Source organism: Burkholderia sp. 22PA0106, from assembly GCF_047497155.1.
Taxonomy (GTDB): Bacteria; Pseudomonadota; Gammaproteobacteria; order Burkholderiales; family Burkholderiaceae; genus Burkholderia.
The window spans coordinates 1,599,940-1,613,586 of the sequence record NZ_CP163162.1; the positions used below are offsets into that span (position 1 = coordinate 1,599,940).

Annotated in this window: 9 protein-coding genes; 6 read left to right on the plus strand and 3 right to left on the minus strand. The window is 68.1% G+C overall.

What is annotated here, in order from left to right:
- Positions 1–48: 48 nt before the first annotated feature.
- The 3 genes from AB4850_RS06825 to AB4850_RS06835 form a co-directional block, all read right to left on the minus strand.
- Positions 49–3,525: an AAA family ATPase gene (locus tag AB4850_RS06825; protein ID WP_414441847.1), complete on the minus strand. Its 3,477-nt coding sequence runs from the start codon at positions 3,523–3,525 to the stop codon at positions 49–51.
- Positions 3,522–4,772, minus strand: a complete 1,251-nt coding sequence (gene sbcD, locus AB4850_RS06830; RefSeq protein WP_414441848.1) for an exonuclease subunit SbcD — start codon at positions 4,770–4,772, stop codon at positions 3,522–3,524. Before sbcD ends, AB4850_RS06825 begins: the two co-directional genes overlap by 4 nt.
- 258 nt (positions 4,773–5,030) lie before the next feature.
- Entirely contained in the window at positions 5,031–6,173 is a 1,143-nt protein-coding gene (locus AB4850_RS06835) for a porin (RefSeq protein WP_414441849.1), read from the minus strand.
- A 305-nt stretch (positions 6,174–6,478) separates the two neighbouring features.
- On the opposite strand from AB4850_RS06835, the gene AB4850_RS06840 reads away from it, so the two are divergent.
- The 6 genes from AB4850_RS06840 to AB4850_RS06865 all read left to right on the plus strand — a co-directional run bounded on the left by AB4850_RS06840 (position 6,479) and on the right by AB4850_RS06865 (position 13,595).
- The gene (locus AB4850_RS06840) at positions 6,479–7,843 is read left to right on the plus strand and encodes an LLM class flavin-dependent oxidoreductase (protein ID WP_414441850.1); all 1,365 of its coding nucleotides are present in this window, start codon (positions 6,479–6,481) and stop codon (positions 7,841–7,843) included.
- Between the two features lie 271 nt (positions 7,844–8,114).
- On the plus strand, positions 8,115–8,951 hold the full coding sequence (locus tag AB4850_RS06845) for an ABC transporter permease subunit (RefSeq protein ID WP_414441851.1): 837 nt from the start codon (positions 8,115–8,117) through the stop codon (positions 8,949–8,951).
- Complete coding sequence (locus AB4850_RS06850; protein ID WP_414441852.1) at positions 8,951–9,700, plus strand: ABC transporter ATP-binding protein; 750 nt, start codon at positions 8,951–8,953, stop codon at positions 9,698–9,700. The genes AB4850_RS06845 and AB4850_RS06850 overlap by 1 nt, the downstream gene beginning before the upstream one ends.
- A gap of 159 nt (positions 9,701–9,859) precedes the next feature.
- Positions 9,860–10,867 (plus strand): NrtA/SsuA/CpmA family ABC transporter substrate-binding protein, encoded by a 1,008-nt coding sequence (locus tag AB4850_RS06855; RefSeq protein WP_414441853.1) that lies wholly within the window; start codon positions 9,860–9,862, stop codon positions 10,865–10,867.
- Between the two features lie 13 nt (positions 10,868–10,880).
- Positions 10,881–12,239: an NtaA/DmoA family FMN-dependent monooxygenase gene (locus AB4850_RS06860; RefSeq protein WP_414441854.1), complete on the plus strand. Its 1,359-nt coding sequence runs from the start codon at positions 10,881–10,883 to the stop codon at positions 12,237–12,239.
- Between the two features lie 39 nt (positions 12,240–12,278).
- A complete protein-coding gene (locus AB4850_RS06865; RefSeq protein WP_414441855.1) occupies positions 12,279–13,595 on the plus strand; it encodes an acyl-CoA dehydrogenase in 1,317 nt (438 codons plus the stop codon).
- Positions 13,596–13,647: the final 52 nt, after the last annotated feature.

The window sequence follows — 13,647 nt, forward strand, 5'->3', positions numbered from 1 at the left end:
CGCAACGAAGGGCCGGCCGCGCGAGATGCGCAACCGGCCCGCCCCGGCCTAAATCACCAGTCGCGAATGCCCGATCCCGCCGCCTTTCTCCACGCGGATCTGCGTGGCGATGCGATCCTTGAGCCCCTCGACGTGACTGATCACGCCGATCATCTTGCCGCTCGCATTCAACGCGTCGAGCGCATCGAGCGCGATCTCCAGCGTATCGGCGTCGAGCGTGCCGAAGCCTTCGTCGAGGAACACCGAATCGATCGAGGTCTTGTGGCTGACCAGGTCGGACAGCGCCAGCGCGAGCGCCAGGCTGACCAGGAAGCTCTCGCCGCCCGACAGCGTGCGCGTGTCGCGCGTGACGTCGGCCTGCCAGAGATCGACGATCTCCAGTTCGAGTTCGCCGCTGGCCTTGCGCCGCAGCAGGTAGCGCGCGTGCAGGCGGTCGAGATGACGGTTCGCCAGCATCAGCAGATGGTCGAGCGTCAAACCCTGCGCGAACTTCCGGAACTTGTCGCCCCTGGCCGAGCCGATCAGCGCGTCGAGGTGCTGCCAGACGTCGGTGTCGCGCGCCTGCGCCTCGATCTGCGCGAACAGGGCCTGCTGATTGCGGCGCAGCGTGTCGTCGCGGTTCAGCCGCTCGCGCTGGCCGCCCAGCTTGCCGTTCAGTTCGGCGGTTTGCGTGTTGATCGCGTCGATCTGCATGGTCAGTTCGTCGAGCGACAACTCCGATTGCGCCGATTGCGCCGGTTGCGCGGTCAGCGCCGTCAGTTTCTCCTGCGCCGATTGCACCAGCGTTTGCGCGGTTTGCCGTGCCTGCTCGGCCGTCTGCTTCAGCGCTTGCAGGCGCTTGCGCTCGTCGGGCGGCAGCAGGGCGGCGAGGAACGCCGGCAGGTCGGCGAACGGGCCGTTGGCCAGCGCGGCGCGCCATTGCGTGTCGGCTTCGGTGAGCGTGGCGCGCTGCTGGGTCTGGAGGCCGTCGAGCTGGCCGATGCGGCCTTCCAGTTGGCTCAGTTCCTGGGTCAACGCATCGATGCGATTCGTGCAGGCCGACAGCGCCTGCGCGGGATCGCCGTCTTGTGCGGTATCGGCTTCTTCCTCGGACAAGGGCGTATCGGCGTCGCGATGCTGCGCTTCGAGCGCTTGCAGGCGCGTCTGCCAGTGCGTCAGCACCGCGGCGGCGGCCTCGCCGTGCGCGCGCTGCTCGATGCGGCCTTGCGTCAGCGTTTGCACGCGCTGCTGCGTGGTTTGCCACGCCTGCCATTCATCGACACGAGCGGCCAGCCAAGTTTCGGCCTCGGCGGGCAGCCCGGTGGCGTCGAACCCGGCTTCGACGATCGCGGCCACTCGCGCGGCATCGTCATGTTCCAGCGCGGTGCGTTGCGCCTTCAGCTCGATGTCGATTTCGCTTTGGCGTTCGACGGTGCTCGCGATCGTCTGCTCGATGGCGGCCTGCAGCGTGCGTGCGCGGTGCCAGGCCTCGATGGATTCGGCGTCGGTCTTGCGCAGGCCGGCAAGTGTGTCTTCGGCTTCTTCGATGACGTTGAGCGTCTGCTTGAGTTGCGCCGACGCCTGATCGGCCGCCACGCGGCCCGCTTCGAGGCGGCCGGCATGTGCCCAGTCGTCCGGGCCGATCGCTTCGCCGTCGAGCGTGGCCGCGAGTTCGCGCCAGTCGCGCAGGCCTTGATCGATCTGCGTGGCGAGCCGCGTCAGGCGTTCCTGCGATTGCTTCTGCGTCGCGCGTTGGGCCGCCAGTTCGCTGGTCAAAGCGTTGTTCTGCTGGTCGGCCGTGCGGATTTCCTCGCTCAATTCACGCAAACCGCGTGCGGTGGCCGACACGTCGATCGCGCCATACGCGCCGATCGCCGGATGCGCGTGCGAGCCGCACAGCGGGCAGGCCTCGCCGGGCTGCAAGCGCTCGCGATGCTCGCTCAGGCTGCGGATGACCTGCTCCTGTTCGAGCAGCTTCTGCTTGTCGGCGGCTTGCTCCTTGAGCTTGTTCAGTGCGGTTTGCCGCTCGCTCAGGCGCGTGCCGTGGGTCGCCAGGTCGGCGTCGAGCTGTTTCAGTTGCGCGGCGAGCGCGTCGCGTTCGGTGGCGCGCTCGCGCAGGGCCGCCGCGCGCGTGTCGAGATCCTTCCACGCCGTGACGCCCTGATGCGCGGTTTGCCAGCGCTGCCGCCAATCGGGCAGCGAGCGGCCGTCGAGACGCGTTTGCTGCGCATCGTGCAGCGTCGCGATGCGCGCGGCCGAATCGGTGCGGGCCTTGTCGGCCAGCGCGACGGCTTCGGCCTGGCGCGTCAGCTTGGTACGTTCGTCCACGAGCTTGCGCGCGAGTTCGCCGGCAGCTTTCTCGCGTTGACCGATACCGGCCACGGCCTGGCCGCGATGCGCGAATTGCTGTCGCCAGATGCCGATCCGTTCGCCGAGCACGGCGTGATGGCGCAGCGCCTCGGCGCGTTCGTTCAACTGCTGGAGCTGGGCGTCGAGCGCGCCGAGCTTGCGCTGTGCGTCGTCGCTGACACGCGCGGCCAGCCGCACCGCGAGCCGGTGTTCGGCACCATGCCGGGCGGCGCGGGCCGTCTGGCGGGTGCGCTGTTCGGCCAGTTGCGCGACGGTTTGCCGGCAGGCCGCATCGGCGCGTTGCAGCGCGTCGTGCAGCGGACGCAGCAGTTCGGCCGGCTCGCTCGCCGCCAGCCGCGCCAGTTCGCCGGCCGCCGCGTCGAGCGCGGCGACGGCCTTGTCCAGCCCGGCCTGAGCCTGCTGCGCGGCCTGTTGTGCCGCGGTCAGATCGACGCGCCATTGGCGCTGCACCTGCAGCGTCGTCAGTTGCTTGCCGAGCGCGTCGAGTTGCACGGCCAGCGCCGCCATTTCGCGCTGCATCGCTTCGCGCTGCTCGGCGTTCAGCAGATCCATGCCGTCGGCCTGCGCGCGCAGGGTCTTGAGGATGTCGCGGGCCGCCGCCGCGCGCTCGTAGACGCGCCGCGAAATCTCGCCGTAGATCTCCGTGCCGGTCAATTCCTCCAGCAACTCGGCGCGATCGTTCGACGGCGCGTTCAGGAACACGGCGAAGCCGCCCTGCGCCAGCAGCATCGAGCGCGTGAAGCGCGCGAAATCGAGCCGGGTGATCTCGGCCACCAGCCGCAGCTTCTCGGCGATCTGGCTGCTGAGGATCGTGCCGTCGCCTTTCGCCAGTTCGACCTTGGGCTGCTGGAGCGCGCCATCCACCTTGTTGCGCGCGCGATGCTGGCTCCAGAACGCCCGATAGACCTGGCCCTTCACCTCGAATTCGACTTCGGCGAAACAGTCGGACGTGTGGCGCGTCATGATGTCGTTGACCGACGCGGACACGGTCTTCAGGCGTGGTGTTTCGTGATACAGCGCCAGGCAGATCGCGTCGAGCAGCGTGGATTTGCCCGCGCCGGTCGGGCCGGTGATCGCGAACAGCCCGTGGTCGGAAAACGGCGGCTTGGTGAAATCGATGAACCATTCGCCCTTCAGCGAATTGAGGTTCTTCAGGCGCAGCGTGCGGATCTTCATGCGTCGTGCTCCCCGGTGGCGGCGACGATTTCCCGGTAGCGCTCGGTCAGCGACGCGCGCAGGTCTTCGGGCAGCGTTTCCTGGCCGAGGCGGCGCGCGAATACATCGAGCGGATCGAGTTCGTCGAGCGTGACGCCGGTTTCGGCCGTCAACTGCGCGGCCGTGTTGGTGCGCTCGCGGCGAATCCGCAGCACTTCGATCGGCAGGCCTTCCGCGAGCGCCTGGATGCGCGCGGGCAGGTCGGACAGATAGTCGTCCTCGGTCACGGTCACTTCCACCCACACCGGCTGCTCCGGCGTCGCGCCTTCGGCGAGGCGCGGCAGCGTGTCGGCCAGCGCTTTCAGGTTGCCGTTCAGCGTGGCCAGCCGCCGGAACACCGGCACCGGCACGGGCGTGACCGCGCGCAGGCCGGTGTCGTCGAGTTCGACCAGCAGCATTTCCTTTTGCTGGGCCGCCTCGTCGAAACTCAGCGCGATCGGCGAACCGCTGTAGCGGACATGTTCCAGGCCGCCCACCTTCTGCGGACGATGGATATGCCCGAGCGCCAGGTAATCGACCGGCGGAAACGCCGCGGTCGGGAACGCCTCGAGCGTGCCGACGTAGATCTCGCGTACCGATTCGGTGGCGCTGGCGCCCACCGTCGTCAGGTGGCCGGTGGCGATCAGCGGCAGGCGGCGGCCGGTTTCCTCGTGCAGCGCGTCGCGCACCGCCTCGGCCGCTTCGTAGCAGGCCCGGTAGTAAGTCTGGATCGACGCCATCAATTGCTGGCGCTTCTCGTCGGCCGTCTGGCCGGCTTCGCTCAGGGTGACGTCGCGCGGGCGGATGAACGGGATCGCGCACACCACGCAGCCGGGCACGCCGGCCGCGTTGTTATCGGTGCCGCGGCGCAGCGGCAGCACGCGCACCTGATCCTCGGGCACGTCGGCATGCGGCACCACGGTGGCCGACAGGCGTGCGAGCAGGGCGCTGCTTTCGCGCAAGGTGGCGACGGAGTCGTGGTTGCCGCCGAGCAGCAGCAGCGCCACGCCGGCTTCGTGCATCCGCACCACGAGCTGGCTGTACAGCTCGCGCGCGTAGCTGGGCGGCGTGCCGGTGTCGAAGATGTCGCCGGCGATGACGACGGCGTCGACGGCCAGTTCCTGGACGCGCAGCATGAGCCAGTCGATCAGCGCCTGATGTTCGGCTTGACGGCTCTTGCCCATGAAGCTCTGGCCCAGATGCCAATCGGAAGTGTGGAGGAGACGCATGACGATGAGTGAGGGCGGGGTGCCGACGGTGCACGGCGGCGATGGCCGCCGTGGGGAGGGCGGTTTGGCGAAAGCGCCTAGTATAAAGCGCCGCCTTCAATATCGAGATGGGATGGGGCGGGATGGGGAGGTGCGCCGGCCGGAGTGGGCGGCCGGCGCACGAGGCCCGCAGGGGGCGCGGGCGAATGAGGTGAATCAGGCGCGCGTCGAGTGATCGAGCATCTCGAATGCCTCGAGCGCGGCTTCGAAGCGAGCCGCTTAGAAGCGGTGACGCACGCCGAACGTCGCGCCGACCTGATTGCCGGTGCTGGAAGCCGTCAGCAGGCCGCCGACCGACGCGGTGTTGTCGACCCGCACGCCCTGGCCGTTGTCGTACAGCGTGCCCGATGCATGCTGATAGACGGCGGCCAGATACACGTCGGTGCGCTTGCTCAGCGAATAGTCGGCCGCGAGCGTGGCCGAGTGCCACTTCGGGCTGCCTGCCTTCGAGCCGGCGCTGGACGTCTTGCCGAACGTATAGGTGTAGCCGCCGAGCAGCGCGAGCGACGGCGTGAGCGCATAGGTGCCGTTCAGTTCGACATTGTCGAAGCGGATGTCGTTCGGCACGCCGGCCAGACGGGAATCCTCGATTTTCGAGTGGGTCCACAGCACGCCGACGGCAGCCGGGCCGTACACATAATGCGCGCCGACGCCGAACGTGCGATGCACGCCGGCCGGGATCGAATCGTCGGCCGCCGCGCCGTTCGGGTTCGTGAGTGCGCTGTTGTTCGATTGGTCGTAGGCAGTCGCCACGCTCAGCGGGCCGTTTTCGTAGCCCGCGCCGACGCTCCATGCCCGGCCGTTCGAAAAATTCTTGTCGTTGCTGAAGCCGAACGAGCCGCCGAAGTGGAAGCCCGCGTAGTTGGCGCTTTCGAACTTCACGGCATTGGCCGTCGAACGCTGCGTGCTGAGGCTGTCGTTGTCGAGCGGATGCAGCGCGAGATTGACGCCGAAGCCGGTGCCCGACAGCGACAGCGGCGTCAGGTAATCGATGATCGAATCGAACTGGCGGCCCACGGTGAGCGTGCCGTAGACGTTGTCCTGCAGGCCCACGTAGGCCATCCGGTTGAAGCCCGATTCGTTGCGCGCGAACGCGCCGTTGCCGAGCGAAAACGCCGATTGCAAGCGGAAGATCGCCTTGCGGCCGCCGCCGAGGTCTTCCGCGCCGCGCAGGCCGAAGTATGTGTTCGACAGCCCGCCGTTGTTCTGCAGCCATTGGTTGTGGCCGCCGGCGTTGTTGACATAGAGCACGCCCGCATCGAGCGATCCGTACAGCGTGACACTGCTTTGCGCATGCGCCACCGGGGCGAATGCGCCGGCCAGCGCGAGAGCGATCAAGGGATGAGTGAGCGTTTTCTTCATGCGGTACCTCGGGTGTGACGTGTGGGTGGGTGGATGGGCCGCGGCGGCCTCGTCGAGCGGGGTGCTGCGGAGCGATGAATATAGTGAAAGCCGTATCGGCTGCATTTGTCCTCGAATAAGCAATGCGCGGTTCTGGTGCGTCAAATTGCCCAGGATTGCCATGGCGCCGAAAAGCATTTCTCGATTGATTGGTTCGGCCCCCGGGCCCTTGCTGCTATCGTTTTTTGCTGCACGCGGCGCACCGGTTCGTCGATCTTCCGGTGGCGGGCCGCGCCCGTGGTTTCTTGTCCCGGAGATCCGATTTCATGACCCGACGCACCGGCCGGCTGAGTCTCGGCGCCTTCCTCTATCCCACCGGCCATCACATCGCGGCCTGGCGTCACCCCGACACGCAGGCCGACGCGGGCGTGGATTTCCGTCATTACGTCAAACTCGCGCAAACCGCGGAGGCCGCGAAATTCGACCTCGTGTTCCTGGCCGACGGCGTGGGCACGCGCGGCGACGACGTCGAATTCCTGAGCCGCACCGCGCACAGCTACAACGCGCAGTTCGAGCCGTTGACGCTGCTGTCGGCGCTGGCCGCCGTGACCGAGCGGATCGGCCTGGTGGGCACCGCGTCCACCAGCTTCAACGAGCCGTATCACGTGGCGCGCAAGTTCGCCTCGCTCGACCACATCAGCAGCGGGCGCGCGGGCTGGAACCTGGTCACGTCGTCGAACCGCCACGAGGCCGAGAACTTCAATCGCGAAGAGCACATCGCGCACGCCGACCGTTACGAGCGCGCCGAGGAATTCGCCGACGTGGTGCGCGGCCTCTGGGATAGTTGGGACGACGATGCATTCGTGCGCGACAAGGCGTCGGGGCGCTTCTTCGATCCGGCCAAGCGCCATGTGCTGCGGCATCGCGGCAAGTTCTTCCAGGTGCGCGGGCCGCTGAACGTGGCGCGCGCGCCGCAGGGGCACCCGGTGGTGGTGCAGGCCGGCTCGTCGGATGCCGGGCGGCGGCTCGCGGCGCGCACGGCCGAGGTGATCTTCACGGCGCAGCAGACGCTCGACGACGCGGTGGCGTTCTACGCCGACGTGAAGGGCCGCATGGCCGAGTGGGGCCGCCATCCCGACGAACTGAAGATCATGCCGGGCGTGTTCCCGGTGGTGGGCCGCGACGAGAGCGAGGCGCGCGAGAAGTTCGAGGCGCTTCAGCAACTGATCGATCCGGTGGTGGGGCTCGCGCTGGTGTCGGGGCTGACGGGCGGCTTCGACCTGTCGCCCTATCCGTTCGACGGGCCGATTCCCGAGTTGCCGGAAACCAATGCGAGCAAGAGCCGCCAGGCGCTGACGCTCGATCTCGCGCGCCGCGAGAACCTGACGATCCGCCAACTGGCGCTGCGCGTGGCCGGCGCGCGCGGCCACTGGCAGTTGATCGGCACGCCGAAGCAGATCGCCGACGCGCTGGAGGAGCGGTTCGTCAACCATGGCGCGGACGGCTTCAACGTGATGGCGCCGACGCTGCCGGGCGGGCTGGAGGATTTCGTCACGCTGGTGCTGCCCGAGTTGCGGCGGCGCGGCCTGTTCCGCGACGAATACGAAGGCACGACCTTGCGTCAGCATCTGGGGCTGGCGCGGCCGGCACGCGTGGAACGGGTGAGCGAGCCTGGGGTGGTGGCGGCCTGAGCCAAGCCGATATTTTCCGGGCGCCGTGCCCAAACCGGCCCCGGAAAATGCCGATGGGTCGCCCACCCGCCACACCATCGAAACCGCCATCGCAGCGCCACCCTCGGTCACCGCAACAGACAATTCCTCGCTCCATACCCCTCCGCCCGAAAAGCAAACCCGAATCGCTTATTTGTCGTGGCGAAATCGACCGGCTCTAATAACGAACCGACACACCGCATGCGGCAGCGCCCCCCAACGCCGCCGCCTGCACGATTTCGCGAAGATGCCCATGACCGATCTGACTTCATCCCTCCCGGCGAGCGTGCCTGCCGACGCGCGGCGTCGCGGCCTGTCCCGGGCGGCGCTTTACTGGTGGCTGTCCTGGGCCGTTCCCCTGGTGCTGGTGGTGCTCTGGGAAATTGGCGCGCGCACCGGCCTGATCGACCCGCAAGTGCTGCCCGCGCCGAGCCGCGTGGCGGACACCGCCTGGGGCTTGATCGAATCGGGCGCGCTGTTCGTTCACCTGGGCGTGTCGCTGCTGCGCGCGGCCACCGGCTTCGCGATCGGCGGCACGGCCGGCTTCGTGCTCGGCGTGGCGGTGGGCTTCTCGCCGCTCACCCAGGCGCTGCTCGACCGCTCGATCCAGATGCTGCGCGCGGTGCCGTTCCTGGCGATGCTGCCGCTCGTGATCGTCTGGTTCGGCGTGGGCGAGACGGCGAAGATCTTCCTGGTGGCGCTCGCGGTGCTGTTTCCCATCTATATCAACACGGTGCTCGGCATCCGCCAGATCGACCCGAAGCTGATGGAACTCGGCAAGGTGGTCGGGCTGTCGTGGCCGGCCGTCGTGCGCCGCATCATCCTGCCGGGCGCGATGCCGTCGATCCTGACCGGCGTGCGCTATGCGCTGGCTCATGCGTGGCTGGCGCTGGTGATCGCCGAAACGCTGGCGACCACCAAGGGCATCGGCTTCCTCGCGATGGACGCACGCGAATTCCTGCAGACCGACATCATTGTGTTGACGATCGTGATCTACGCCGTGATCGGCGTGGTGGCCGACGCGCTGGCCCGTGCGCTCGAAACGCGCCTGCTGGCCTGGCATCCGAATTTTGCGAAGGAGTCCCGTTGATGAGCACCACTGAATTCGCCGCGCCGGTGGCAGCCGCGCCGGCGCGCGATGCCGCCGACGACCGTTTCGCGGGCGAGCCGCTGGCGGTGTCCGTCTCGGGGCTGCGCCGCCGGTATGGCGCGCGCGTCGTGATCGATGCGCTCGATCTGCAGATTCGCGAAGGCGAGTTCGTCGCGCTGCTCGGCGAAAGCGGTTGCGGCAAGACCACCTTGCTGCGTGCGCTGGCCGGTCTCGATGCGGCGGATGCGGGCCGGATTCATACGCCGCGCCGCGCGGCCGTGGTGTTCCAGGAGCATCGGCTGCTGCCGTGGGCGCGCGTGCACGAGAACGTCGTGCTCGGCAATGAACGCACGGTGGGCCGTGCCGGCGCGGATCGCGCGCTGGCCGAAGTGGGCCTGGCCGGGCGCGAGGAAGATTGGCCGCGCAACCTGTCGGGCGGCCAGGCGCAACGCGTGGCGCTGGCCCGCGCGCTGGTGCACGACCCGAAGCTGCTGCTGCTCGACGAGCCGTTCGCCGCGCTCGACGCGCTGACCCGCATCAAGATGCATGCGCTGGTCAAGGAACTGGTCGCACGGCACCGGCCGGGCGTGCTGCTCGTCACGCACGACGTGGACGAAGCCGTGGCGCTGGCCGACCGCATCCTCGTGATGCGCGCCGGCCGTATCGCTGACGTGCACGTGCCGGCGCATACCGAGCCGAAGGCGTTGCGCGAGGCGCTGCTGGCTTCGCTCGGCGTGCACCTGCACTGACGCCCGCGCGCCGCGCATCGCACACCGCGGCGCGCTCCCCGAATGTCATCGAACCACGGCCCCTGCGGCCGCGTGGCGAGTCGCGCCTTGCTCATTCGCATGGTGTGGCCGCCCGAACCCGATATCGCAACACGCATCCGAGTAGACCAAGGAACACGCATGAACGATTTCACGTTGAGCCGCCGCCATCTGCTGCGCACCGCGGGCGGCCTGCTGGCCGGCGCGGCCACCGGCATCCTGCCCGCCGCCGCGTTCGCGGCAGCCCCCGCCAAGCTGACCCGCAACACCGACACGGTGCGGATCGGCTGGGGCCACGGCAGCCTGTCGCTGCTGGCCAAGCAGAGCGACACCTTCTCGAAGACGCTGGCCGGGCAGGGCATCAAGGTCGAATGGGTCGGCCCGTTCCCGAACCACGCGCCGTCGCTGCAGGCGGTGATCGGCGGCAGCGCCGATTTCGGCTTCTGGGGCTCGACGACGCCGGCTCTCGCCGCGATGCTGGCCGGCGCGCCGCTGGTGTTCAACGAGTTCAACATCTACTCGCCGCGTTCGACCGCGATCATCGTGAAGAAGTCGAGCGGCATCAATTCTGTGGCCGACCTGGTCGGCAAGAAGGTGGCGATCAACCGCTCGGGCCTTGGCGAATTCCTGCTGGTGGCGGCGCTGGAGCAGAACCACATCGACCGCAGCAAGGTGGAGTTCGTCTATCTGAACCCGCCCGATGCGGGCCCCGCCTTCGCGCAAGGCAAGGTGGATGCGTGGTCGATGTGGTCGCCGGCCGTCGATATCGCGCGCTTCGCGACCGATTCGAAGGACATCTTCAACGAAGGCCGCGACCTGAATTTCCTGATCGATTTCAATTCGCTTGTCACGCGCCGCAAGTTCAGCGAGGAGAATTCGGCGCTGGTGCGCGCGGTGATCGACGCCTACGTGAGCGTGGGCAACTGGCAATCGACGCATGCGGTGGAGTCCGAAAAGATCGCCCAGGAGGATGCGGGCTATCCGAACCCGGTGCGCGACTACCTGACGAGCCTGAAGCGCCAGAACAAGTTCTACGAAGCCGACGACACCGAGTTCCGTGCCCGCTTCCAGCGCGCCGCGGATTGGCTGGCCGAGCGCCAGATCATTCGCTCGAAGGTCAATGTCGGCGATTACTGCGTTCGCGTCTGACCGGGAGATCACCATGACCGCACCTCGCCATCTGCGCCTCGGCGTCAACGTCCTCGCCTCGGGCCGCCACGACGCGGCCTGGAAGACGTTCGACGACAAGCGCCACCTGTCGACCGACATCGATCACTTCGTGACGATCGCGAAATCGGCCGAACGCGCGCTGCTCGACGCGATCTTCCTGGCCGACGGCCCCGGCGGGCTTGTATCGGAATCCTACATACGGCCGTGGCGCGCGCTCGATCCGGCGGTGCTGATCGCGCATCTGGCCGCGCACACGCGCAACATCGGGCTGGTCTGCACGACCACCTCGTTGTTCGGCCATCCGTATACGATCGCGCGGCAGATCGCGTCGGTCGATCACATGAGCCGCGGCCGCGCGGCCTGGAACGTGATCACCTCGCAAAACCCGCCCGCGCTCGACGCGTACGGCGTGGAGCACGGCTGGAATCAGGAAGTGCGTTACCAGCGCGCCGAGGAGTTCGTGAAGATCGTCACGGCGTTCTGGGACAGCACGCCCGACGAGGCCGTGGTGGCGGACCCTGACACCACCGTGTATCTCGACCCGTCGAAGCTGCGCAAGCTCGATTTTCGCGGCGAGCATTTCTCGGCACGCGGTGCATTGTCGGTGCCGGAAACGCCGCAGGGCCGCCCGGTGATCTTCCAGGCCGGGCAGTCGGCCGACAGCCGCGCGTTCGGCGCGCGCTACGCGGATGCGCTGTTTACGGGCCAACGGATCATCGAAGGCGCACGCACGTTCTACCGCGAGGTGAAGACGCTGGCGGCCGGTTATGGCAGGAATCCCGATCATCTGCTGGTGATGCCGGGGCTGTTCCCGATCCTCGGCTCGACCGACGAGGAAGCGCGCCGGCACAAGCGCGGGCTCGACGACCTGCTCGATTCGGTCGCGCTGCGCAAGGAGCTGGCGCGCCATCTGGCCGTCGATCCGGCGTTGCTGGCCGACCTCGACGGGCCGATCCCGTACGCGGCCACCGAGGCGAACGCCGACCAGGTGCCGGTGGCGTCGCGCTGGCATCGCAACGAGATGCTCAACGAAGCGAAGCAGAACGAATGGAATATCCGCGAGCTGCTGTTCTCGAACATCACGGGCGGGCACCGGATTTTCGTCGGCACGCCTGAAGGTTTCGCGCACGACATGGTGCACTGGCTCGACACGCAGGCCACCGACGGCTTCAACCTGAACATCGACGTGCAGCCCACCGGCCTCGACCTGATCGCCGACGAGGTGATTCCGGTATTGCAGAAGCTCGGCCGCTACCGTACCGCCTACGAAGGCACGACGCTGCGCGACAACCTCGGGCTGCCGCGCTACGACGCGCGGGTGGGCAACGGCGCGCTCGACGCGGCCGCCTGAGCGGCCGTTGCTCTCACATTTCACGGAGACCGATCGATCATGTCCGATACCGATTTCACCGCCGATCTCGAACGGCCCGGCGTGCAGGCGACGCAGCCGCAGGCGGAACCGGTGGCTTTGCCCGTGGCGGATGCCGCCGCGAGCGTGCCGCCGTACCTTTCTGCGCTGTCCGTGCGGCTCGGCTTCGCCGCGCAACTGGCCGAGATCGGCCGCACCGCCGCCGCGCGCGACCTGACGCAGGCGTTGCCTCATGCCGAGATCGCCGCGCTGAAGGCGGCCGGCGCGGGCGCGCTGCGGCTGGCCACGGATGCCGGCGGCCACGGGCTGTCGCTGACCGAGCTGTTCGCGGTGGCGCGCGATATCGCCGCGGCCGATTCGAACATCGCGCACGCGTTCCGCAATCACTTCTTCCAGATCGAGGCGGCGCTGCGTCGGCCCGCGCATCCGTTCCATGCGCAGGTGCTCGGCATCGCCGGGCGGCGGCAGACGGTGGGCCTGAGCTTTACCGAAAGCGACGTCAAGGAAGCCGGTGCGCGCCCGACGCGGGTGCTGAACCGCCTCGAATGGGATGCGCAGCGCGACGCCTATATCGGCTCGGGCGACAAGGTATACGCCACCGGTAATCTGTACAACGATGCATTCGTGGGCACGGCGGTCGAAAGCCGGCGCGGCGAAACGGTGCAGTACGTGCTGGCGCGCGGCGAGGGCGTGGCGAACGACGACGACTGGCAGGGCTTCGGCCAGCGCCTGACCGGCTCGGGCACGGCGCGCTTTCGCGAGGTGGCGGTGCCCGCGTCGAACGTGCACCCGCTCGATCCGCCCGATCGCGAGGGCGCCGCGCCGTGGAAATTCACGTTCCACCAGGTGTACCTGACGAACTGCATCGCCGGGATTGTGCGGCGCATCGCGGCGGACGCCACCGATGTACTGCGCAGCCGGGGCCGCAACTTCTATCACGGCGAGGCCGCGCATCCGTCGGACGAGGCCGTGTTGCAGGCGCAACTCGGGCGGATTCGCGCGTATGCGGCGAGCGTCGAGGCGACCATCGATCGCACCATCGCGAAGCTCCAGCAGGCGTGGGATGCGATCGGCACCGATGCCGAATACGACGCGGTGCTGGCGGCCTCGCTGTCGGCTGCCGAGGCCAAGGTGGTGATCGACGAACTGGCACCGCAAATCGCGAGCTGGCTGATCGATCTCGGCTCCGGCTCGGTGGTGTCGCGCCGCAACGGGCTCGACCGCCACTGGCGCAACATCAAGGTGATCGCCTCGCACAATCCGCGGCTCTACAAGGAGCGCTTTCTCGGGCAGAACCAGTTGAACGGCGTGCTGCCGCCGACCGGCGCGTTCTTCTGATCGAGTGAATCGAGGCGCGCATCGCGCGTGCCTCGATGCCGGGTCATCGAGT